Source organism: Klebsiella spallanzanii, assembly GCF_902158555.1.
Taxonomy (GTDB): domain Bacteria; phylum Pseudomonadota; class Gammaproteobacteria; order Enterobacterales; family Enterobacteriaceae; genus Klebsiella; species Klebsiella spallanzanii.
Genome location: NZ_CABGGS010000045.1, coordinates 302,478 through 325,013, shown reverse-complemented (window position 1 = coordinate 325,013; position 22,536 = coordinate 302,478). Strand labels below are relative to the sequence as shown.

18 protein-coding genes and 2 tRNA genes are annotated in these 22,536 nt (G+C 45.5%); 8 read left to right on the top strand and 12 right to left on the bottom strand.

Going from position 1 to position 22,536, the window contains the following annotated elements; translation table 11 throughout:
• The first annotated feature begins 138 nt into the window (after positions 1–138).
• Positions 139–1,530, top strand: a complete 1,392-nt coding sequence (locus FN082_RS26170; protein WP_185932164.1) for an EAL domain-containing protein — start codon at positions 139–141, stop codon at positions 1,528–1,530.
• 333 nt (positions 1,531–1,863) lie between these two features.
• Here the strand turns inward: FN082_RS26170 and FN082_RS26165 are convergent.
• Positions 1,864–1,938, bottom strand: a tRNA-Thr gene (locus tag FN082_RS26165).
• A 239-nt stretch (positions 1,939–2,177) separates the two neighbouring features.
• On the opposite strand from FN082_RS26165, the gene FN082_RS26160 reads away from it, so the two are divergent.
• Positions 2,178–3,092 (top strand): hypothetical protein, encoded by a 915-nt coding sequence (locus FN082_RS26160; RefSeq protein ID WP_142982643.1) that lies wholly within the window; start codon positions 2,178–2,180, stop codon positions 3,090–3,092.
• A gap of 506 nt (positions 3,093–3,598) precedes the next feature.
• Here FN082_RS26160 and FN082_RS26155 read toward each other — a convergent pair.
• Positions 3,599–4,063, bottom strand: coding sequence for a helix-turn-helix domain-containing protein (locus FN082_RS26155; RefSeq protein ID WP_001580470.1), 465 nt, complete (start codon positions 4,061–4,063; stop codon positions 3,599–3,601).
• A 238-nt stretch (positions 4,064–4,301) separates the two neighbouring features.
• Between FN082_RS26155 and FN082_RS26150 the strand changes: the two genes are divergently transcribed.
• On the top strand, positions 4,302–4,799 hold the full coding sequence (locus FN082_RS26150; protein ID WP_000919053.1) for a hypothetical protein: 498 nt from the start codon (positions 4,302–4,304) through the stop codon (positions 4,797–4,799).
• 157 nt (positions 4,800–4,956) lie between these two features.
• On the opposite strand, the gene FN082_RS26145 is transcribed toward FN082_RS26150, so the two are convergent.
• The gene (locus tag FN082_RS26145; protein ID WP_000190113.1) at positions 4,957–5,514 is read right to left on the bottom strand and encodes a recombinase family protein; all 558 of its coding nucleotides are present in this window, start codon (positions 5,512–5,514) and stop codon (positions 4,957–4,959) included.
• 236 nt (positions 5,515–5,750) lie between these two features.
• Between FN082_RS26145 and FN082_RS26140 the strand changes: the two genes are divergently transcribed.
• From FN082_RS26140 to FN082_RS26130, 3 genes are all read left to right on the top strand, one after another.
• The gene (locus tag FN082_RS26140) at positions 5,751–8,015 is read left to right on the top strand and encodes an AAA family ATPase (RefSeq protein ID WP_001222145.1); all 2,265 of its coding nucleotides are present in this window, start codon (positions 5,751–5,753) and stop codon (positions 8,013–8,015) included.
• A complete protein-coding gene (locus tag FN082_RS26135; protein WP_142982642.1) occupies positions 8,012–9,850 on the top strand; it encodes a UvrD-helicase domain-containing protein in 1,839 nt (612 codons plus the stop codon). The genes FN082_RS26140 and FN082_RS26135 overlap by 4 nt, the downstream gene beginning before the upstream one ends.
• Before the next feature lie 162 nt (positions 9,851–10,012).
• The gene (locus FN082_RS26130) at positions 10,013–10,345 is read left to right on the top strand and encodes an NIPSNAP family protein (RefSeq protein ID WP_001261101.1); all 333 of its coding nucleotides are present in this window, start codon (positions 10,013–10,015) and stop codon (positions 10,343–10,345) included.
• A 123-nt stretch (positions 10,346–10,468) separates the two neighbouring features.
• Here the strand turns inward: FN082_RS26130 and FN082_RS26125 are convergent, their stop codons facing one another.
• From FN082_RS26125 to proB, 4 genes are all read right to left on the bottom strand, one after another.
• Positions 10,469–12,409, bottom strand: a complete 1,941-nt coding sequence (locus FN082_RS26125; RefSeq protein WP_001580468.1) for a site-specific integrase — start codon at positions 12,407–12,409, stop codon at positions 10,469–10,471.
• An 87-nt stretch (positions 12,410–12,496) separates the two neighbouring features.
• Positions 12,497–12,572 (bottom strand) — tRNA-Thr (locus FN082_RS26120).
• A gap of 112 nt (positions 12,573–12,684) precedes the next feature.
• Complete coding sequence (gene proA / locus FN082_RS26115) at positions 12,685–13,938, bottom strand: glutamate-5-semialdehyde dehydrogenase (protein ID WP_142982641.1); 1,254 nt, start codon at positions 13,936–13,938, stop codon at positions 12,685–12,687.
• A gap of 10 nt (positions 13,939–13,948) precedes the next feature.
• Complete coding sequence (proB, locus tag FN082_RS26110) at positions 13,949–15,052, bottom strand: glutamate 5-kinase (protein WP_142982640.1); 1,104 nt, start codon at positions 15,050–15,052, stop codon at positions 13,949–13,951.
• 290 nt (positions 15,053–15,342) lie between these two features.
• Here proB and phoE point away from each other — a divergent pair, with 290 nt between their 5' ends.
• On the top strand, positions 15,343–16,398 hold the full coding sequence (gene phoE / locus FN082_RS26105; RefSeq protein WP_139541215.1) for a phosphoporin PhoE: 1,056 nt from the start codon (positions 15,343–15,345) through the stop codon (positions 16,396–16,398).
• Positions 16,399–16,460: 62 nt separating this feature from the next.
• Here phoE and FN082_RS26100 read toward each other — a convergent pair whose 3' ends face one another.
• Positions 16,461–17,021, bottom strand: a complete 561-nt coding sequence (locus tag FN082_RS26100; protein ID WP_139541216.1) for a C40 family peptidase — start codon at positions 17,019–17,021, stop codon at positions 16,461–16,463.
• Between the two features lie 347 nt (positions 17,022–17,368).
• Here FN082_RS26100 and FN082_RS26095 point away from each other — a divergent pair, with 347 nt between their 5' ends.
• A complete protein-coding gene (locus FN082_RS26095; protein ID WP_142982639.1) occupies positions 17,369–18,031 on the top strand; it encodes an HAD family hydrolase in 663 nt (220 codons plus the stop codon).
• Between the two features lie 94 nt (positions 18,032–18,125).
• On the opposite strand, the gene phnE (FN082_RS26090) is transcribed toward FN082_RS26095, so the two are convergent.
• From phnE (FN082_RS26090) to phnC, 4 genes are all read right to left on the bottom strand, one after another.
• Complete coding sequence (gene phnE, locus FN082_RS26090) at positions 18,126–19,007, bottom strand: phosphonate ABC transporter, permease protein PhnE (protein ID WP_139541218.1); 882 nt, start codon at positions 19,005–19,007, stop codon at positions 18,126–18,128.
• A complete protein-coding gene (gene phnE / locus FN082_RS26085; protein WP_139541219.1) occupies positions 19,004–19,876 on the bottom strand; it encodes a phosphonate ABC transporter, permease protein PhnE in 873 nt (290 codons plus the stop codon). Before phnE (FN082_RS26085) ends, phnE (FN082_RS26090) begins: the two co-directional genes overlap by 4 nt.
• A gap of 67 nt (positions 19,877–19,943) precedes the next feature.
• Positions 19,944–20,885, bottom strand: a complete 942-nt coding sequence (phnD, locus tag FN082_RS26080; RefSeq protein WP_139541220.1) for a phosphonate ABC transporter substrate-binding protein — start codon at positions 20,883–20,885, stop codon at positions 19,944–19,946.
• 23 nt (positions 20,886–20,908) lie between these two features.
• Positions 20,909–21,751 (bottom strand): phosphonate ABC transporter ATP-binding protein, encoded by an 843-nt coding sequence (gene phnC, locus FN082_RS26075; RefSeq protein WP_139541221.1) that lies wholly within the window; start codon positions 21,749–21,751, stop codon positions 20,909–20,911.
• Between the last annotated feature and the right edge of the window lie 785 nt (positions 21,752–22,536).

The window sequence follows — 22,536 nt, the reverse complement described above, 5'->3', positions numbered from 1 at the left end:
ACTAATTTTTATAGGAATGTTTTTTATAAAGCAAATTATGAGGCAAGGATGTGTGCTAAAGATATAAAATATGTCCGGAATAGACATTTTGATTATATTTTATCCCCTTGTGTAATGACTACCTGCGGGTTGCTTGGTATGCTTGATAATCCGAGGGATGTTACTATATTAGATGTAGAAAACCAGAGTGATGCACAATTATTAGAAATTGGTAAGCATGAGCGCATAGTCGTATTTATTCCTGATGAACCCTATTTGATGCTATCAACTTTAAAGTATTTAGTGTCTCTAATGAATAACTCCAGGTATATGTTTTGGGTTCTGATTCTTAGCCGGATTCCATCATTCTGGATTTGGAATGTGATCAAATCGCAAGTGGTGAAAAGTAAAATATCACATTCTTCTATCCATATTGCACCATCGGATCTCTCATGTGAAAACCTCTCTGAGCTTTTACTGCCAGAAAGGACTCTGTGTCCACTCATACAAGATGTGGCCGTTTTCGAAGACATTTTTCTTGGAAAAGAGGAGGGGATATTAAATCAAAGTAAGAAAGATGGATTATCTAAAAAAGAGTTACAAGTTATGTCTAGTGCTTTTAATGGTGATAGCATTACCTCACAGGCTGATTTTCTTGGAGTAAGTAAAAAAACAGTCTATAACCAGAGATTATCTGGGATAAAGAAAATGGTGGGGATAGTCCCCTTTCTGTTTTGGAGTTTTCGTGAAAAAGCTGAGATGCAGATTGAGAGGATAAATATGTTGAACGCACTGACGCCATTTGAGCGAGAGTTTGCGCATGCATTATATTGTAATGAGTTATTTGTTGTTTTACAGCCTGTAACTAAGGGGACTGATGAATTAGAGGGGTTTGAGCTCCTGATAAGATGGTATAGTAACGGTCAGGTTCTGATGCCAGCCAATTTTCTCCCAAAATTGCACTCTACTTATGTCTGGATAATACTTACAGCTTTTTTAATACAAAAAACGGTGAGCTACATTAACTTTTATGAAGGAAAATATTTTTTCTCCATTAATGTTGCATCCAGTACCATTGATAATGAGGGGCTCGTGCGCATGCTGGAAAAGGCAAAAAAGAAGTTGCTCTCTCCGGACTGGGCAGCAAAGTTCGTATTGGAAATTAACGAGAAGAACGATTTATACCAAAATGAACAAGCTATTAAAAACCTGTCTTATTTACAACAACTAGGATTTTGCATTGTCCTTGATGATTGTTTTTCAAGTAATAGCGTTATTTTTCCGATACGGAAATTTCAATTTAATGGCTACAAACTGGATATGAGTGTTGTTGATGCTTTAAATCAGGATGTGGAAGCTCTTGCCTTAGTGAAAAGTCTTTCATACTACTGCAAATTGACTAACCGGTATTGCGTTGCAGAAGGAGTTGACGAGACGGAGAAGATTACAATTCTGAGTGATGCCGGGATATTCTACTATCAGGGTAATCTGATATCTGAACCTATTACTGAAAACTACTTATCGGAATTCATTAGCAAATTTAATATATAAACATCATTTTTTTTATTACCGCACAAAGGGTCCATGCAACTGCAAGGATCCTTTGTCTTCTGAATTATGTCGCCCGCATGCAAGTTGTTTGAGCGACAATATCGATGTTATTAGTATTAAGTTTTCTCAAGCCCGTTTGCTATATGTACGGGTAACCGAATCTGTGTGGTTAAGAGCAAGTTCTGCGACATACCATGATGAATAAATATCAGAAGTAACTAACGGAGATTTTATAAAAAAATGTACTAATGAGAAATGATTTAACCAATTCTTATAGATAAGCGGAAAGCAGGGTTTTAGTCTAACTTATTGATTTTTAATTATTTAAATGTGTGGTGCGATAATAGGAGTCGAACCTACGACCTTCGCATTACGAATGCGCTGCTCTACCAACTGAGCTATATCGGCTTTCAGGACGCGTAACCATAAAGCATTAATCAATGATGAAATCGCATTGTAGGACAGTTTTGTAGGAGAGCCAATGTCCTCTACAGAGCACTAAAAAGCACATGACGTAAAATAGCCTAAAATGGAAATCATTATAAAACAATATGTTATATTACCGTTTAAAAATAGCCAACCAGAAGCATTGAAAAGCCTAAGTTCACAAAATAATGTCCCGCTTATTCAACTAAGGAGTGGGAATTATGTCATCAGAAACTAGTTTACGTAGCCAGCTTGAGCTTCCAAATGATCAGCAAATTGATGTCCTTGCTGCGATTCTCGACAATGAGAACGAACAGGCGACATCAGCCCGTAGTATGTCTACCGAACCTCATGAAGTTCTTGAGAAACACCCCGGTATTACTCCTTTTAGAGATCTCGTTTCAAAAGCATCAGAGATCGTTTTGACAAGAAATGGTAATGAGATAGCGCAATGTCTACGCTCTATCCTTGAAAACAAAAATGATTACCTAAACCATCGAGATGAAGCAGTGTCATTGTCAATTGCGTTGAATATTTCACAATACATAGCTCCGAGATTTCGTGCGCTTCCTCCATCACCTAAAAGAACGTCTGATGATGAACCAAACCAATTAAGCATTGACCGCCAAGTCATTGATATGCACTGGACATGGATACAAGGACAGAAAAAAGCGGTAGGTGCAGAAGAGTTTGAGCACCTATTTCAGCGTGAAGAATTTGACTGGATCTTGGCAGAAAAATTTGCGCGTCTAAATTGGACAACTGACGTAAAAATCAGGGCATTACAGATCAACGTAAACCTTCAATGGGAGTTAGCACAGTATCAATCTAAAAAACACCGTGATTCATGGCGGAAACTTCAACAAGGAGATGTCCGAGGTGGCAAGTTGCATTCATTGGGGATTGCACAAGTTACGGAGAGACTTGAGGTTTCAGTAACAAAACGGAGAAATCTAGCAAAACATATTCCTCATTGGGTTAATGTTTGGCTTGCTTCACGCATATACGATAAATCATGCATGAGTTTAGCGCAGATAATGAGATTTATGACAGGGGAAAGCCACGATGAGAAGAGGCTTAAATCATCATTAAAAGCTGTTTTACAACGTTTAGATTCATATGAGAAAAAGATGTGAACTCAAAATTTGAATGAAACGATAGCCATGAAAAACAATTTACCGGGTTTATGCGCGATTAGTTTACCCAGTATGGGAGCTATCTCTTTTGCCATAAAACCCGCGTAAATCATAGTTCTTTGTATGACTAGGGTATTGCTTAGCTTTCTAACTTTTGTAACTAATTACCCAATAACAGGGTCGCGACTTTGTCGCGACGGGCTGCTTACGCAGCCTGAGTTATCATAGAAGAACAACTCTCGGGAAGGGTGAAGATTCGGAGCAAAATAAAACTTACAAAAACTCACGGAGTGAGTTTATTTTTTGAATCCATCACCAAAATCATAACGACTTGAATTTAATAATAAAAAACATTAAAAGCGATACGTAACGCCTCTGTAACGCACCCGTATTTCATGATTATCTATATACAGCCGAAAGAATCAAAAGTCTTAGGGTGGACAGCATCCATTATGGGGATGCAATGTATAAATCCTGTTTGCCAAATTTATATCCTTATACTGGCACTACTTCCTAAGCTTATCCCATTTAACAGCAGACACAATTCCCCAATTGCCCGCAGAATTCGGCCTACGCCACTTTGCCGTCTCCATGCTACGGAGATACTCAAGAGCTTCGATAAACGAGCCAAAACGCTTCTGAGCGGCTTTATCTCCCACTGCAAATGAACCATCGCGACTACTCGCTAGTTCGGGATTAAAGCACGTCCCATCCGCCGCATAGGGAACCAGTAGTTCTGGGTCGTTTTCTTCGGATGAGTCGAATACTAACAACTGCCACGGTTCAACACTGAGAGCGCTAGCCAGCACCTCAATGGCATCGAGAGATGCATTAGAACCGCCACGTTCAATGCGGCTCATATAGCTACGTGCAAACCCACACCGATCCGCAAACGCTTCCTGGCTCATTCCGGTGGCAACGCGCAACTCTTTTACCCGCTCGCCAAACTGTATTCTCAGGGATTTTTTCATGCACTGAATGTGCAATTTTGACCACTGTAAGGCCACGCTCCATATGAGACATTTCGAATCTAACGTTCCCTATTGTGAGCACAATCACCCTCACGAGAAGTCTGTATCGCTACAATCAAAGATTCAAAATGAATACCATTAGTGACAAATCAAGCCAATATCGTATGATGGCTGTCACAGGTTGGGTGTCTTCGGCGCTCACTATGAGATGTGATGTTGTTTGGCAAATGAGGAAATCATGGCGGGATCAGATTTTATATTACCTATGATAGTGGGAGCCGTGCTCAGTTGGGCCAGTTACAGCATGGTCGCGCACGTTACATCAAAACGGCAGATCAGCACTCTACGAGCAATCTCATGGGGTGTTCTGGGAACGCTCTCACTAGTGCTGGGAGTAAGTGCATTCGCAGCTGTTGGCGCTGAACTCCCGGGAGAAAAACAAAATGCCTTGTGCTTGATTAATGAGCCAGAATGCTATGCAAAAGCACATCATAACCCCGTCAAAAAGTGCAAACAGGTAATGGATGAGAAAGCGACGTTTCGCCATGTGTGGCTAGATAGCGAAGAGCAACCAGTTTTCAGCACCTACCTCTGGCACGACAAGAACAAACAAACCATTCAAATATTCGGGCAACAAGCTAAGGCGATTAATAGCCTTGGGATGCAAACACCACTCCAATATTTTTGTGTATTCAACGCCAACACAGGGGAAGTCATCGCGGCTTCATTTGAGTAACCACTATAAGCCCCCCGAACTTATAAGTGGGGGCATTCAACCTTGTCGATCTTCTTTGCTGCTCTAACCGGAAACGGTGTCACAATCTTTCTTTCGTTTTGAATCTCTCACGCTAACTAACCCAAAACTCGGGGTTGCAATGAAAGTTTAGAAGCATTTAAAGCAGCGCGGCTATAGTCGCTCTGGAAACACCGTATTCACGCGCTAACGCACTGATACTGGTCCCGCTATTCTTTTTCTCTATAATCGCCCTACGGGCTTCTGGTGCGATTTTCGACGGTCTGCCCAGCTTCTTTCCTTCAGCTTTTGCTCGTGACAACCCCGCCTGGGTGCGTTCAATAAGTAGGTCACGCTCCATTTCCGCAACGGCTGCCAGCATAGACAACAGAAGCTTACCGGCAGCAGAAGTGAGGTCAGTAGTTCCAAGCTGGTGGACGATCACCTTGATATTACGCTCTGCCAGTGCCCTGACCGTCTGGAGAACATCAATCGCATCACGTCCCAGACGGTCTAGTTTTGCAACTACCAACGTTTCACCATCGCGAATTTTGCTAAGCATTTCAGAAAACGCTTTACGTTGCATAGCCGGAACCTTCCCACTGACAATATCGGCAAACCAATAGTCAATTTGCCACCCAGCTTGCTCAAGCTCTAGTCGCTGGTTCTCAGTATCCTGCTGCGTTGTTGAAACACGTCCGTAGCCAAAAGTAGCCATTGTTATCTCCCCATCTGACCCCTGCCAGAAAACGAGGCCAACATTAGGATAGCCTGTCAGAAAAGCCAAGGCTATTTTTCCAACAGTGTGAAAGTGTGCGATTGGGAGGTGCCAGAAAACGGTCGATTTCTTACATCATGGTTTCTATTGACTACACAATCAAAGTGGCTATGTTCTAATCGAAACGCAAAAATTTCTTTAGCACAGCAAAATAATTTCACAAGGATATTATTAATATGAGAATAAATTTCATTGAAATTAAGAATTTCAGAAAGTTGAAGTCTGTCCGCATAGATATTGCAGAAAAAACCACTCTCTTTGTTGGTGCTAACAATAGCGGTAAAACGGCTGCAATGGAGGCCTTAGGACATTTCCTCGTTGATGCCTCGCGGTTTAGCGTAAATGATTTGACACTTTGCAATTGGGCAAAAATAAAAGATATTACTGAACAATGGTTAACTGAGGAAAATATAGATCTTGATAAATCACAGGAAGCTTTATCAGATCTCTTTCCTTTCATGGATATTTGGATCGAAGCGAAAGAAAATGAGCTCCAATATGTTAACCATATACTACCAACGTTAGAGTGGAATGGAGGTTTAATTGGAGTAAGACTGAGATATGAACCCAAGAAATTTGATGTTTTCTTTGAGGATTTCATATCTTCCCGCCAAAATTCATTAGATATACACGACCGAATTTCTGAGCGGATTGATAAAGAAAATTACACAATAGCATTGTGGCCTAAAGATATTTATGAATATCTTTCAAGAAAGTTGAATTCACTATTTACAATCAAGTGTTATAGCTTAGATCCTTCAAAACTAGAATTATCTGATAATGGAATAGCCAAACCCCAAAGAATAGACAGTAAGCAAACATTACTTGATGGCATACCTCTCAAAGATCTAATAAGAATTGATGAGATCAATGCACAACGTGGCTTTGGAAGCCCCTCAGCTGCCGACAAAGAGAATAGCAAATTAAACACACAGTTAAGAGATTATTATTCTAAACATCTCAACCCAATAGAAAGCCCTGAATTATCAGATATTGAAGCTCTACAAGCCATTCGTGATGCTCAGGATACATTTGATGAAAGATTAAAAAACTGTTTCTCCCAAGCCATAAAAGAAGTTGAAGGCCTCAACTATCCAGGAGTAACTGATCCTAAATTAAAAATCTCCACAAAAATAGAACCAATTGATGGCTTAAATCACGATTCAGCAGTTCAATATGAGTTAACTAATGCTTTAAGCAATGTATCTTTAGACTATCTAAGATTGCCAGAGAGTTATAATGGGCTAGGTTATCAAAACTTAATCTCAATTGCATTTAGACTAATGGGGTTCAGAGATAGTTGGATGAAAGTTGGCAAAGCTACAAATAAAAAATTAGCAGACGACAATCAAGAGGATTTTCCAGCTCCCCTGCATTTGGTTTTGATTGAGGAACCTGAAGCTCACTTGCATGCACAAGTGCAACAAATCTTCATTAGGAAAGCATATGATATATTGAGGAATCATAACAATTTAGGCGATAAAGAAGAGCTTCATACACAACTCATTATAAGCACACATTCGAGCCATATTGCCCACGAGTGTAAATTTTCTTCTTTACGATACTTTAGAAGAATTCCTGCTTGTAAAGAACATGAGATCCCTGTATCAACAGTAATCAATCTTTCCAATGTTTTTGGTGTAAATGATGATACAGAAAAATTTGTAATAAGATACCTAAAGGCAACACATTGTGATTTATTCTTTGCAGATGCAGTAATTCTTGTTGAAGGTCCTGCCGAGAGGATTTTAGTTCCTCACTTAATTAGAAGACACTACCCTTTCTTAAATCAAAGCTACATTACCTTATTAGAGATTGGTGGTAGCCATGCACATCGGCTAAAGAATCTGATTGTTAGTTTGAATCTTTTAACTCTAATTATTACGGATTTAGACCCTAAGGATTCACAAGATGGCAAGGTTAAACCCTCTAAGAAAGGCAGCGGTTTCGTTACAAGTAATACAACACTTGCAAGTTGGGTTCCAGAAGTTACCGGTGTCGATGAATTGTATAAACTCACGGAAGATAAGAAAGAAAAGAAATATAATGAATTCTTTTATGTTTACTCAGCTTTTCAGATTCCTGTTTTGGCTGAATTCAAAGGTGTTAACCAAGAGTTTTTACCAAACACTTTCGAAGACTCTTTAGTCTACAATAATCTAGATTTTTTCAGTAATCTTACTGGTAATGGTTTAGTGAAGAAATTTAAAGCATCAATTACTAATTGCAAAAATGCAGAGGAATTTGGAGAGGAATCATTTTCACATTTATCTAAAGGTAATAAAGCTGAATTTGCATTAGATATACTTTACCATGACGAAAGCGATAAATTAAACACACCTAATTATATAAGTAATGGTCTAAAGTGGCTCGAAGAAAAGATAAAAATAAAACAATTAGAGCTTGTTTCTGATTTAGCCAGTGATGGAGAAACCAAATGACTATCAAGCAAACTGAGGAAATATTAGATTCTAATATATATAATTATTTAACGGGCACTCAAAAGCATAGTTTCCTTCTTTATGCTGGAGCTGGCTCTGGTAAAACCAGAACTTTAGTTAATGTTCTGGAAATGATTTTGAAGAGTCACTCAGAAGAGTTCAGGCTAAGAGGAAAAAGAATAGCCGTGATAACATACACCAATGCGGCTTGTGATGAAATAAAAAGAAGAGTTAAATTCAACAAATTAATAGATGTGTCTACAATTCATAGTTTCCTATGGGAGCTAATTAGATATCACTCCAGTGATATAAAATCTTGGTTAATGGAAAACATTTCTGCGGAGATAGCTGATTTAAGGGACAAACAAAGCAGAACAACTAGAGTTTCTCAAGCTTCTTTAGAAAGAGAAAGAAAAATAGTTTCCAAAGAAAAACGTCTGCAAAACTTATCAGACGTATATAAATTCACATATAACCCTACCGGAGATAATAGAACTAAAGACTCTCTAAATCATTCAGAAGTCATTAAACTCGGATCTTATTTTCTAGATAGAAAATATACTATGCAGAAAATATTGGTTAATCGCCATCCAATTCTTTTAATTGATGAAAGCCAAGATACTAACAAACTGCTAATGAATGCATTACTCGAAGTTGAAAAAAATAACAGAGATACATTCTCGGTGGGTCTGTTAGGGGACATGATGCAAAGGATATACTCTGATGGTAAAAGTGATTTAGAGGCATGCCTTGACGAACACTGGAAAAAACCTGAAAAAAGCATTAACTATCGTTCTCCAAAAAGAGTGGTCGCTTTAATTAATTTAATTAGAAGCCAAGTGGATAATCATAAGCAAAAGGCCAAAGAAGATGCCGAGGAAGGATATGTAAGAATTTTTATAAAAGAATGTCATTCTGATAATAAAGATAGAGATGAATCTTTTGTAAAGCGAAGAATGAGAGAAATTACTTTAGATGATGATTGGGAAAACCATGATTCATTAGTAAACACCCTAATATTAGAACATCATATGGCCGCAACACGTATGGGCTTTATAGACATGTTCACTCCTCTCTATCAAATTGAGCGATTAAAAACTGGGCTTTTAGAGGGCTCTCTGGGTAATATAAGTTTCATTTGTGGAATTGTTTCCCCCTTAATATCCGCCTGCATTAAAAATGATACTTTTACTATCACTAACATTTTACGAACAAATGCCCCCTTATTAAAAAGAGAACATCTTTTAAAAAATACAAATAATACCTCACCACTTACACAGATCAGAAGCTCTCTTGATATGTTAAAGAGTTTTATTTCTAAAAACCCCGAGCTCATCACAATTAATTTACTGCATAAGATAAATGAAATAAAATTACTTGACGTCCCAGATTCTATACAAGAAATACTAGAAAGTAATGATAACTCACAAGATGATATCATTGAAGCTTGGCAGAAATCTTTTAGCTCTCCTTTATGTCAATTTGATAAATATTATAATTATGTCAAAGGGAAGACAAACATCGATACTCATCAAGGAGTTAAAGGTCTAGAATTCCCTCGTGTTCTAGTTTTAATTGATGATTCTGAGGCTAAAGGTTTTATGTTTAGTTATGACAAACTTTTCGGTATTAAAGAAAAAACCAAAACTGATTTAGATAATGAGAAAGAAGGTAAAGATACTAGTGAAGACAGAACTAGAAGACTATTTTACGTCACATGTAGCCGAGCACAAAAAAGCCTCGCCATTCTTGCTTATACAGATAATACAGAAATGCTAAGAAAAAACCTATTACATAAAGGATGGTTTGATTCGAGTGAAATAGAAATAATTTAATTAAAAGCAGTAATAGGATATTTTAAAGTGAACTGACATCATAAAAATGTTGGTTCACTTAATACGAACCATCGGTAAGAAAAAAAGTTGGTGTTGAATAATATGTCCACTTATACATCTTGTTATTTTATGCACATAGCCGAGCATTAATGGAGAATAAAATTGAGAACCGTCGAGATACTGCAATACACCTTACGCAAAGGCAGCGGCGCCACTTTTCATGCCATCATGCAGGAAATCAGCGTTCCCCTACACCAGCGCCACGGGATCGATGTCGTGTCGTTTGGTAACTCGCTTCATGCCCCAGATTGCTACTATCTGATTCGCGCCTTTGACAGTGCTGAAAGCATGGCTACGATTCTTGAAACTTTTTACGCAAGCGATGACTGGCGTAGCGGCCCACGTGAAGACATCATTGGCAGCATAGAAACCAGCATTAAAACAGTGATGAATCTACCGCCGGAAAGCGTGGAAGGTCTGCGGGTGCAATCATAGGTCATCAAGTCTCACCAAACGCGTTTTGAGCGTCTCCAAATTCAGCACTATGAAATCCACCACCCTTAATAAAAAACGCGCCAGAAACATTCTGAGCGCGTTAGAGTAAGAGAAAAAGTCAGGCTATTGCGGTTCTTTCCGCGATTTATTGCTCTGCTTAATCCGTAGCGCATCAGCTACCGCATCGACACCATCTTCACAAACGAATGGTGCAACTTCTGGTAGCCCTAACGTAACGCTCTCAAGCACAGCATAGAGGGCCGCTGGTGGATGATCTTTGCTATATCGGTTCTCCGTCTCGCCAGAACCGCGGATATGTCCAACAAACTGCGCACGCGTCTCGCTGTCGATTCCTGCTTGTTTGAGCCTGGTAGAAAACGTGTGACGGAATGAATGGAAAGATTTTTTGCTGTCTTTTTCAAAGCCTAACCGTTTTTTGAGCAACGAGCGATTAAACCAGTCCGAAGCTTTATCGCCATATCCTTTTACAGGGTGGTAAGGAAGCTCTGGAAATAAACGCTCGTGACCAGCTTTCTTCAATGCTTCGCAATAGCGGATTAATCCAAGTTTTATCAATGTCGGATGCAACGGTATTTTTCTTCGTGAATTAATCGTTTTCAGTGACTGATCGGCCCGATCGTTGCTGATTTCAAAGAAATAAAACCCGGTCGCATCCTGCTTAATATCATCTAGATAAAGTTGGCATAACTCATTAATCCTTGCTCCGGTAAAGAATCCGATGAGTGGCAACCAGTAATGAAATGCACGATAATGATGGAAGCGTCCCTCGCTATTTCTATCCACAGTCCCACGTTTAAACCAAGGGCAGTTAAAAATAGCGCGCAAATCCTCATCAGTGAAATCAGCTTTGAAGTCCTGATCCATCTTTTCATTTTCTACAGGTGCGAAGAATTGATTCGCTGGGGACTTAATAAAAATACCTTCTCCATCAGCCCACCTGAAAGCTTCGAAGATAATCCGCATATATTTACGAACGGTGTTATCGCTCATTAGAGAGTCGCCATTCTCTTTTGCTTTAACCACCAGCTCATGAATGTCATTGATTTTATATCGGATTTTAGCCAAATCACGCCGTGCAGGTATCGACCTTAGTAAGCTCTCATACTCACGGAGATAGTCACGATCTACTTTTATAAGCTTTGGATCACCCATGACTTCAACCAATAGGCTAAAACCTTCCCGAACTCGATTCTCTGCCTTTTCCGTGAATTTCCCCCCGCGCTTGTAGCGAATATATTTTTCACATAGCTCGCTCATTTTCACTGAGTAGTATTTACGATTTACATATTCATTATCCGGTATTAATGAAGGCGATAATACAGGGGTAATTGCTTTTGGTCTCTCAGGCATGATTGGAGAAACTGCGGTGCTATGTGACAGCCAAAATAATCGTAAGCGCTCTGCTTGCACGCGATGGATCATTAATGAAGTAGGCGAGATTTCGACACCGGGAAAGTCAACGAACCAAGCGGCTTTGGATGAAGCCTCTGAGGATTTAAATGCGGTTTCTGCATCCAGCGTCTCGCCAGCGATCATCTGACGTAATATACGTGAGGCAACCAAGGGCTGGATATAACCGCTCAGAGAACCTCTGATCCCAATGTTAATAGCACTATCGATAATATACCCAGAAGTCTCTGGATCATCCTTATCAACGAGTGAAAGATCTTCTACATAGTAAGCAGGACGCCCATCAGCAAGCCAAAAAAGCGGGATATTCGTATCAAGTAGTCGCTGCGCCACTTGTTGCAGGGAAGCGCTCGTTAAACCGCAAAATTCAGCGAGGCTGATCATTCCTTCGCCCGCCAAAGCAGGTGCACCGCTTACCAACTTTTCTCTATCCAATTTTTGATACTCACCCAAACATCGCTGCCAGACAACCAATAGGCCTGCGGCAATCGCTCGCGCTTTTCTGATGTCGTTTGTTTCTGTTGAAGCGTGAATCTCACGCTGTCCCGTGTAGAGACGGTATCGGGTGGGAACTGCAATACGGACAACATAAATACCGCTGCTACGGCGATACAGATTATCACGTTGAGCCATCGGCTGTATGACCTCTATGTAGGAGAGGCTACGCGATTTCACTCTGAATGAATTTAAAGTTAATTAAATTAATAAGATAGAAGTAACTGGTGCCGATAATAGGAGTCGAACCTACGACCTTCGCATTACGAATGCGCTGCTCTACCAACTGAGCTATATCGGCCCTGCAAGACGTGCTTACGAGCGTAAACACGGGTTAGAAGGTTAAAACTAACTGGGTGATGCGTCAATGCCCTTGCGAATCAAACGGCTACTTTTGCATCACCCTTTCAGCATTAAGCACGAATGGTATCGTCGCCGAAACCAATCCACTTATAGGTCGTCAGCGCTTCCAGACCCATCGGGCCGCGCGCGTGCAGCTTCTGGGTGCTGACCGCCACTTCAGCGCCGAGGCCGAACTGGCCGCCGTCGGTAAAGCGGGTAGAGGCGTTGACGTACACCGCGGAGGAATCCACTTCGTTAATAAAGCGGTTCGCATTGCCCAGCGTGCGCGTCAGGATAGCATCTGAATGCTGAGTACCGTGCTCGCGAATGTGGGCCACGGCCTCGTCCTGGTCGGCAACCACCTTCACGTTCAGGTCCAGGGACAGATATTCATTGTCATACTGCTCCGCTTTCACTGGCTCCACGCTCGCCGGGCCATTTTGCAGTGCGGGCAGGGAGGTCGCATCGGCGTGCAGGCTGACGCCGCTTTCCGCCATTTGCTTGCTCAGCGCGGGCAGAAAGCGCTGAGCGATATCGTGATGCACCAGCAGCGTTTCGACCGAGTTACAGGCGCTGGGGCGCTGAACCTTAGCGTTGACAATAACTTTCAGCGCTTCGGCAACGTCGGCGGAGTGGTCGATATAGATATGACACACGCCGATCCCACCGGTGATCACCGGGATCGTCGACTGCTCGCGGCACAGCTTGTGCAGACCTGCGCCGCCGCGCGGGATCAGCATATCGATATACTTATCCATCTTCAGCATCTCGCCGACCAGCGCGCGATCCGGGCTTTCAATCGCCTGGACGGTAGCCGCCGGCAAACCGCACTCTTGCAGCGCCTGCTGAATCACTCTCACCGTGGCGGCGTTAGTGCGCCAGGTCTCTTTGCCGCCGCGCAGGATCGCCGCGTTGCCGGTCTTCAGGCACAGAGAGGCAACGTCGACGGTGACGTTCGGACGTGCTTCGTAAATCACGCCGACCACGCCCAGCGGCACCCGGCGTCGTTCAATGCGCAGTCCGCTGTCGAGCAGACCGCCGTCGATCACCTGACCGACCGGGTCAGCCAGGTTGCAGACCTGACGAACATCGTTAGCGATTCCGCCGAGGCGCACTGGGTTAAGCGCCAGGCGGTCGAGCAGCGCTTCGCTTAAACCGTTGGCACGTGCTTCCGCCAGGTCTTCAGCGTTAGCGCGCAGAATCTCTTCGGTCTGCGCTTCAAGATAATCGGCGATCTTTTCCAGCACCTGGTTCTTTTCGCGGCTGGAAAGCTGCGCGAGTTTGTATGAGGCCGCTTTGGCAGCAATGCCCATTTGTTCCAGCATTTTCAGCTCCTTAACGGATAATCATGTCGTCACGGTGGACGGCGACCGGGCCATATTCATAGCCCAGAATGGCATCAATCTGTTGCGAGTGGTGCCCGGCGATACGGCGCAGAGCATCGCTGTTATAGCGGCTGACGCCGTGGGCGATATCGCGGCCTTCAAGGCTACGAATGCGGATCACTTCGCCGCGCGAGAAGTTGCCGGTGATGGTTTTAATCCCTTTCGGCAGCAGAGAACTGCCGCGCTCGAGAATTGCCTGAGTCGCTCCGGCGTCAACGGTAATTTCACCCGCTGGCGGCGCGCCGAAAATCCAGCGTTTACGGTTTTCCAGCGGCGATTCCTGCGCGTGGAAGCGGGTTCCGACGGAAATGCCTTCCATCACATCGGCAATGACGCCCGGACGGCTACCGGCGGCAATGATGGTATCGATGCCCGCGCGGCAAGCGACGTCGGCGGCTTGCAATTTGGTGCCCATCCCGCCGGTACCTAAGCCAGAAACGCTATCACCTGCGACGGCGCGCAGGGCGTCATCAATACCGTAAACGTCTTTAATCAGCTCGGCCTGCGGGTTGTTACGCGGGTCGGCGGTAAACAGGCCCTGCTGATCGGTCAGCAGCAGCAGTTTGTCGGCGCCTGCGAGAATAGCCGCCAGCGCCGAAAGATTATCGTTATCGCCGACTTTAATTTCGGCGGTTGCCACGGCGTCATTTTCATTAATGACCGGCACGATGTTGTTATCCAGCAGCGCGCGCAGGGTGTCGCGGGCATTGAGGAAACGCTCGCGGTCTTCCATATCGGCGCGGGTCAACAGCATCTGACCAATGTGAATGCCGTAAATAGAAAACAGCTGTTCCCATAGTTGGATAAGACGGCTCTGGCCTACCGCCGCCAGCAGCTGTTTAGAGGCGATGGTCGCGGGCAGTTCCGGGTAGCCGAGGTGCTCACGTCCGGCGGCGATTGCCCCGGAGGTCACTATCACAATTCGATGGCCCATCGCGTGTAGCTGTGCGCACTGGCGCACTAATTCAACGATATGGGCGCGGTTCAGGCGGCGGGATCCGCCCGTTAAAACACTGGTGCCCAGTTTTACCACCAGCGTCTGGCTATCACTCATGATTCTCTGCCGTTCAAAAAGGAGTTTCGATATCGAATTGATGTTGTAACAGGAGTCAGCCCGCTTGCCAACACCTGGCGTCATGGACAAGCCACTTCATTGCGCGGATCGGGCATTCTGGCGGGGAAGTGTGACACATTCATGACGGAAATAATTAAATACCCTTTTTTATAAAAAGTTCCATGTTGTCATAAATTTTTAATATTAGAGCGTTAAAAAACCTGCAGTTTTTGACAGGGCTTCCGCCCGGAATTGATTAGCGCGTATAAATAAATCACCAGGACTGAATAATGAAAAAGAGCTCACTGGCATTAATGATGATGGGTCTTATCGCTTCTTCGGCTACACAGGCAGCAGAAGTTTATAATAAAAACGGTAATAAACTGGACGTCTACGGCAAAGTCAGAGCGATGCACTATCTGAGCGACTATGACAGCAAAGATGGCGACCAGACTTACGTTCGTTTCGGTATCAAAGGTGAAACGCAGATTAACGATGAACTGACCGGCTACGGTCGTTGGGAATCTGAGTTCTCCGGTAACAAAACCGAAAGCGACTCTTCGCAGAAAACGCGTCTGGCATTCGCTGGCGTAAAATTAAAGAACTACGGTTCATTCGACTATGGTCGTAACCTCGGCGCGCTGTACGACGTTGAAGCCTGGACCGATATGTTCCCGGAATTCGGCGGCGACTCTTCCGCGCAGACCGATAACTTTATGACCAAGCGCTCCAGCGGTCTGGCAACTTATCGCAATACTGACTTCTTTGGCGTGGTAGATGGCCTGGACCTGACCCTGCAATATCAGGGTAAAAACGAAGGCGATCGCGATGCCAAAAAACAGAACGGCGACGGTTTCGGTACCGCGTTAAGCTATGACTTCGGCGGCAGCGATTTCGCCATCAGCGCAGCGTACACTAGCTCTGACCGTACCGATGACCAGAACCTGCTGGCTCGCGGCGTCGGTAAAAAAGCGGAAGCCTGGGCAACCGGCCTGAAATATGATGCCAACAATATCTACCTGGCGACCATGTATTCAGAAACCCGCAAAATGACGCCAATCAGCGGTGGCTTTGCGACCAAAGCACAGAACTTTGAAGCCGTGGCTCAGTACCAGTTCGATTTCGGTCTGCGTCCGTCTCTGGGCTACGTGCTGTCAAAAGGCAAGGATATCGAGGGCGTGGGTAGCGAAGATCTGGTCAACTACATTGATGTTGGCGTGACTTATTACTTCAACAAAAACATGAACGCCTTTGTTGACTACAAAATCAACCAGCTGAAGAGTGATAACAAACTCGGCATCAACGATGACGATATCGTCGCTGTCGGTATGACCTACCAGTTCTAATAAATTCACTGGTAAGAGACAACAAAGCCGCCATGGTGACAGGGCGGCTTTGTTATTTATGATTAACGATTTTTGGCCAGATGCAGATTATCGTTGTTCATTGTTATCTGGGCGTTATATTCCTTCGGCAGGCGGCGCGCCTGGTAGAATACCGATTGCCAGTACGGATTATCCAGCGAGGATCGCATGACGCCCTGGCTGGTAGAGGCATGAAGGAAATTACGATCGGTATCGTAGAAGCCGACGTGCATCCCGCCTTTAATACGGAAGAAAACTAAATCTCCCGGACGCAGCTGCCGCGGACTCACGCGTTCTCCCATATGCAGCAATTCACGAGTGGTGATGCGCTCCATCGGCAGATTGAAGCGATCTTTCAGCGTGCGCCAGACGAACCCGGAGCAGTCGACGCCGCTTTGCTCCGTCCCGCCCCACTCGTAGGGCGTTCCTTCCCAGGTATGCATCTGATCGTGCAGAGCAGCGATCACTGGGATCAGATCGTCAGAACCACCGTCGATTGTCGAATGGTTAGTCTGGGCAGCTTTATGCGGTTTCGATGAGGACGAACATCCTGCCAAAATCAAAAAAGGAACAAATAATAGCGCGTGAGAAAGTTTAGGCTTCATATCATTGTTTTTCGTCACTGGAGAACGGGCCGTGGTCTTTTATAGCCGATTCGCTACAGCGTCAGAATGACCAAAAGCAAAATTTACGAAACCTTACGTAGATAATATAGGTCGGATCGCGAAGTTAAATTTAGCGGGAGCTATTGGTGTTAAAAAAGAGTTATCACGCATACATAAATAAATTCATTTTGAAATAATATTTCACAGTTAACCGTTGTGATGTGCTTAGGTGGGTCAGCGCCGCGTAGCCAACAAAATGATCCGGGCGCTTTGTCCGGGTCATTCTCCTGTCATTTTATTTACGCATGCTCTCGCGAGACTCTGTTGCTGATTAGGGAAAACAAACCATGGGCAAAACGCTGACGATTTTCGATCTGGATAATACGTTAATTAAGGGCGATAGCAGCACGGTGTGGAGCCGCTTTATGGTGCGCGAAGGCTGGGTGAACGATCCGGGCTATCTGGTGCGTGAGGCGATGCTGATGGACGATTACGATCGTGGCGAAATGAATATCGCTGATTATGTGGCTCTGATCCAGGCGCCGTTGATTGGCGTATCAAAGCAGGAAGTGGACGCACTGCTGGCTCGCTGTGTACGCGAAGAGATAGTGCCGCGGGTTTATCCACAGGCATGGGATCTGATTCGCACTCTACAGGCTAGGGGCGAGCAGATGCTGGTTATCTCGGCGTCGGTTAGCCTGCTGGTGCAGGCCGTCGCGGCGGAGTTGGGTATCGAACAGGCGTTAGGAATTGATGTGGAGATGGCTGACGGCGGCTATAGCGGGGTGATTGCCGGTACGCCGAGCTATCAGCAGGGGAAGGTGGTGCGTCTGGCGCAGTGGCGACAGGCGCACCCTGAATATTCGGGCCAGGTAACGTTCTACACCGATTCGATTAACGATCTGCCGCTGTGCCTGCATGCCGACCACGTACGGCTGGTTAATCCTTGCCCGCAGCTGACAGCAGCAAATGCACAGCACCAGTGGCCGGTGCTCGAGTGGCGACTTTGAGTTTTCCCCGGGTCACGGCGTAAACGCCTTACCCGGGCTACTTTTTCGTGCTGTTTGGTAGCCCGGGTAAGCGTCAGCGCGACCCGGGGAAAAGCTAATCAGCTTTAAACAGCGGCACCACGCTGCCGCCGATATAGCGGCGGCGTAGCCAGGCGGAAAGCGTATCCATCGCCATCACCACTGCTACCAGCAGAAGCGTAATAAACATCACCACGTCCCAGTTCCACAGACGCATATTTTCCGCATAAATCAGACCAATCCCTCCCGCGCCGACAAAACCCAGTACTGCCGCTGAGCGGGTATTAGACTCAATCTGATACAGGCTCAGCGCCAGAAACGTCGGGAAAGACTGGGTAAAAATGCTAAAACGGTGCTTCTGTAAACCGTTAGCGCCCACTGCCGTTAATCCACGTCCCGGTGCGCGATCGACCGCTTCATGCCCTTCGGCATAGAGACGGCCCAGCAGCCCGGTATCCTGCATGATAATCGCCAGTACCCCGGCCAGCGGACCAAGCCCAACGGCGCGCACAAAAATCAGGCCCCAGATAGCCATATCGATTCCGCGCAGCACGTCAAATAACCGACGCATCAGCAGGGCAATCATCCCCGGAACTAAGCCGCGCATAATATTGCGCGCCGCCAGAAACGAGAGTAGCAGGGCGATAACCGTCGCCGTAATAGTCCCGGCGAAAACGATCGCCAGGGTAATACCGATTTGGGTGAAGTAATAGCCGAACGGCCAGTTGAAGAAGTCGTGCCAGACGAACATCCGCAGCAAATAGCGACTGATTTGCTGAAGCCCGGTGGTGAGCTGCTCTCCGCTGATGCCGAACTGCATAAAGAACCAAACATAATAAAGCACGCTGACCAGCGCCAGCAGGCCGACATAGCGCAGATAGCGTCCCTGGGCCTTGTACAAATTTTGATGTTGGCGACGGCTGGCGGCGATATCCGGTTGGTTTTGCCACTGACTCATTTTTTCCCCTCCAGAACCCACTGTCGCAGGCGGCCGGACAGCATATCCAGCAGCGATACCACGATAATAATCAGCAGCAGCGTGATGCTAACCTGATCGTAACGGTCCAGTTTGATATTGGTCATCAGCTCCTGGCCGATGCCGCCCGCGCCCACCAGCCCAAGGATGGTTGAGGAGCGGAAGTTAATCTCCAGGCGCATAAAGCCGTAGGAGAGAAAAATCGGTTTTACCTGCGGCCACAGGGCAAAGCGAATGCGTTGCAGCCGCGAAGCGCCACAGGCGGCCAGCCCGCGCACCGGTTTATCCTGCGCGCTCTCTACCGCTTCATAAAACAGTTTGGTCAGGCTGCCGATGGTGTGCAGCATTAATGCCAGAAAGCCGGGGATCGCGCCGATACCGAAGGCCATAACGAAAATCACCGCCCACGCCAGCTCCGGCATGGTGCGCAGAAAAGCCACCAGCACGCGAACGGCAAAGCGCAGCGGGGCAGGGGACCAGGCGTTATTGGCGGCAATAAACGCCAGCAAGGTGGCGATAACTACCGCAACCAGCGTGGACGCCAGAGCCAGCTGCAGCGTTTCCCAGATAAGCGGCAGCTGTATCGGCAGACGGTAACCCCAGTAGGCCAGCGAGCCTTTGGTATGCGAATCGGCAAACAGATCGGCGACATGCAGAGTCGGCAAGGTCTCAAACATGTAATCAAGAAAATTGGGCAGCGAGTGCCAGATAGTAAAGAGATTAAACTCGGCCATGCTGCCTGCGGCGAAATAGAGAACCAGCAGCAAAAGAGACCAGCTAAAGGTATCGCGCTTTTGCCGCGCACGAACCTGCTGATAATAGCGCTCAAATTCGGTATGGGTGTTATTCATGCGTCGCTGTGTCTTCAACGAGTCGCCGCCGCCCGCGATATTGCCAGGCGGCGGCGTCAGGGCGGGATTAACGCGCGCTAACCAGTTCGCGTTTCATATCGATGATCTGCTGGAAATCAGCCACGCTGCCCGGGCCGATATGCTGAGTACCGCCCATTGCTTTGATAAAGCAGGCGTGATCCTCGGTATCCAGCTTTTTAATCGCGCTGACGACTTTGGCCTTAAAGTCCGCAGGCAGAGCGTTGCTGACCAGGATCGGGCCGTTCGGGATCAGCGGCGATTGCCAGATAATACGGATTTGTTTCATCAGGTCCGGGTGATCCATACGAATCAGGCGATTGAAAGCACCGACGCTGTAGCCGGTATTATAATCGCCGACCATTGAGGTCCAGGTTACCGCGCCGGCAAACTGACCATTCAGCACGCCCAGAATGTCCTGTTCGTGGCCGCCGGAGAAGGTCACGCTGGAAAAGAAGTTATTATATTTATTATCCGAGGTACCGCCGAACTGCTGTTTAAAGGCGTGGTTCGGAATTAAAAATCCGGAAGTGGAATCCGGGTCGGCGAAGCCAAATGCTTTGCCCTTCAGGTCTTCTAACTTTTTATACGGACTATCTGCTTTGACAATAACCACCGAGTGGTAGCCGCGGGACTGATCTTTATCGTCAACAGCAATACCGACAATATCAACGGCCTTAGGGTTGTTAATATAAACCGAGGCGTAAGATGACGGTGACATACTTAATACCACGTCAACTTTACCGCCCAGCAGGCCCTGAATAACGCCAGAATAGTCTGAAGAGTTACGTAATTTAGTATCAACGTTCAGCTCTTTATCAAGGAACTGTTTAACGCACTGGTTATCACCAATTTGCTGCGTTGCGTTCTGACCGCCAAGGATACCCAGATTTAATTCCTTCGGTTGTTCAGCAGCGCTTGCCTGCCACGCCATCATAATGCCTGCAACCGCTGCGGATAAACGAACTGCGCCAGTGATGTACTTTTTCATTATTTTGCCCGTGTGAGTGAAATTTAATGCAATTGGCTAATTTCATCGCCATACAGCCGATGCAGAATATCCTGATTTAGCTGCGTGGGATGGTCGTCAAAAATAATCTTGCCTTTGGCTACGCCGATAACCCGGGTGCAGTATTCACGCACCAGTTCCACCGAATGCAGGTTTACCATCACGCTGATGCCCTGTTCGCTAATTTCACGAAGGACATTCATGATTCGCTGCGTATTTTTCGGATCCAGAGAAGCGACCGGTTCATCGGCCAGCAGAATGCCGGGGTTTTGCATTAGCGCCCGGCAAATAGCGACTCGCTGCATCTGACCGCCGGAGAGGTTTTCCGCCCGCTGAAGCGCGTGTGGCAGCATATTCATCCACTCCAGCAGGGAGATAGCGCGGGCCCGATCGGCATCGGGGAAAACTTTGAATAATGATTTCAGCGTTGAGGTTTGGCTCAGGCGTCCCAACAGCACGTTGGTCAAAACGTCAAGACGCGGAACCAGGCAGAAGTCCTGAAAGATCATTCCGCACTGGCTACGCCAGGCGTTTAGCGCGCGGCCTGAAAGTTTTGATACATCCTGCGGCGTACCCACTTCCGGATAACTCAGGAGCTCGCCACCGCTGGCGCTATGGGTCCCGTTAATAACGTGCAGGAGCGTCGATTTTCCGGCACCGGAACGGCCAATCACGCCAACCAGCTCGCCCGCATGAAGATCGAAACTGATGCTATCCAGTACGGTTTGCTGTGCGCTATAGGATTTGCTCAGGTTGCGTACGCTCAGGACCTTCCGCTGCCGGTCGGTAGACGGTGGCGTAAACTGTTGATAATCGGTTTCCGCAACCGCAGCCAGAGAACTGTTCATAAATGCGTCCAGGTTCGTCAGTAAACTGGGCACTATTAATGGTGTTTTATATGACTGCCAGATGACAGTAAGGCGAACAAATAGTGAACGGATATGAGAATTTACGTACTTAGTAGCGAAAAAGCATGTAGAAGATCACACTTTTTCCTCAAAAATCGGGAGACTGAGAATGCTCTGCTACCTTTAATACGCGATTGCGTACGAGATGTATAATGATACGTATTTCCTCTGATGAAGATACCTCGTTTTATGCGACATTTATTGGATGATGTTATCGCTTTTAGCGCAAAGATATGGTTTCGGATGTTTGTGCCAGGCTTCTTTCTGAGTCGGTTTAACCGAATAGTTAATAGATTCTGGATTGATTACGATTTTGGACGACAAATTTTAGTTGGCAAGCATACCTTTTGTGCGGAATGTAACTCTATTGTTAAGCTTAATTAATGGTGTTAAATTCCGTTTAATTTTGTTTTAATGGATTTATGTTCTGTTTTTTACATTTTTAATGGTTTTTTTGCTTTTTTGAATGAAGGCATCATTAAGAATAGTCTTAACATCTAATAGCTAAGATCCTGGTTGATATAATAATCACTTAAGAATTTACGTATGCGTGCCAAATAACCATATGAAAATAAATGGTTTTTGTGTTTAACTCAAAATGCTTATTTTTATTCTTTCTGCTTAAATTGACCTGGTCGGTAATTAGCCCTTAGCGCACTTATTGACACTCATCGAGAAAAATCCTAAATTTGGAAACACAAGAAACAAGCAAATCATTTAGTGTT

Coding starts and splice junctions, on each gene's coding strand:
- FN082_RS26145 (WP_000190113.1), bottom strand. CDS start 5,514: ATGGCTACTTTTGGCTACGGACGTGTTTCAACAACGCAGCAGGATACT.
- FN082_RS26140 (WP_001222145.1), top strand. CDS start 5,751: ATGAGAATAAATTTCATTGAAATTAAGAATTTCAGAAAGTTGAAGTCT.
- phoE (WP_139541215.1), top strand. CDS start 15,343: ATGAAAAAGAGCTCACTGGCATTAATGATGATGGGTCTTATCGCTTCT.
- FN082_RS26125 (WP_001580468.1), bottom strand. CDS start 12,409: ATGGCTCAACGTGATAATCTGTATCGCCGTAGCAGCGGTATTTATGTT.
- FN082_RS26170 (WP_185932164.1), top strand. CDS start 139: ATGCTTGATAATCCGAGGGATGTTACTATATTAGATGTAGAAAACCAG.
- phnE (WP_139541219.1), bottom strand. CDS start 19,876: ATGAATAACACCCATACCGAATTTGAGCGCTATTATCAGCAGGTTCGT.
- phnE (WP_139541218.1), bottom strand. CDS start 19,007: ATGAGTCAGTGGCAAAACCAACCGGATATCGCCGCCAGCCGTCGCCAA.
- FN082_RS26160 (WP_142982643.1), top strand. CDS start 2,178: ATGTCATCAGAAACTAGTTTACGTAGCCAGCTTGAGCTTCCAAATGAT.
- FN082_RS26135 (WP_142982642.1), top strand. CDS start 8,012: ATGACTATCAAGCAAACTGAGGAAATATTAGATTCTAATATATATAAT.
- phnD (WP_139541220.1), bottom strand. CDS start 20,885: ATGAAAAAGTACATCACTGGCGCAGTTCGTTTATCCGCAGCGGTTGCA.
- FN082_RS26155 (WP_001580470.1), bottom strand. CDS start 4,063: ATGAAAAAATCCCTGAGAATACAGTTTGGCGAGCGGGTAAAAGAGTTG.
- FN082_RS26100 (WP_139541216.1), bottom strand. CDS start 17,021: ATGAAGCCTAAACTTTCTCACGCGCTATTATTTGTTCCTTTTTTGATT.
- FN082_RS26095 (WP_142982639.1), top strand. CDS start 17,369: ATGGGCAAAACGCTGACGATTTTCGATCTGGATAATACGTTAATTAAG.
- FN082_RS26150 (WP_000919053.1), top strand. CDS start 4,302: ATGGCGGGATCAGATTTTATATTACCTATGATAGTGGGAGCCGTGCTC.
- proB (WP_142982640.1), bottom strand. CDS start 15,052: ATGAGTGATAGCCAGACGCTGGTGGTAAAACTGGGCACCAGTGTTTTA.
- phnC (WP_139541221.1), bottom strand. CDS start 21,751: ATGAACAGTTCTCTGGCTGCGGTTGCGGAAACCGATTATCAACAGTTT.
- proA (WP_142982641.1), bottom strand. CDS start 13,938: ATGCTGGAACAAATGGGCATTGCTGCCAAAGCGGCCTCATACAAACTC.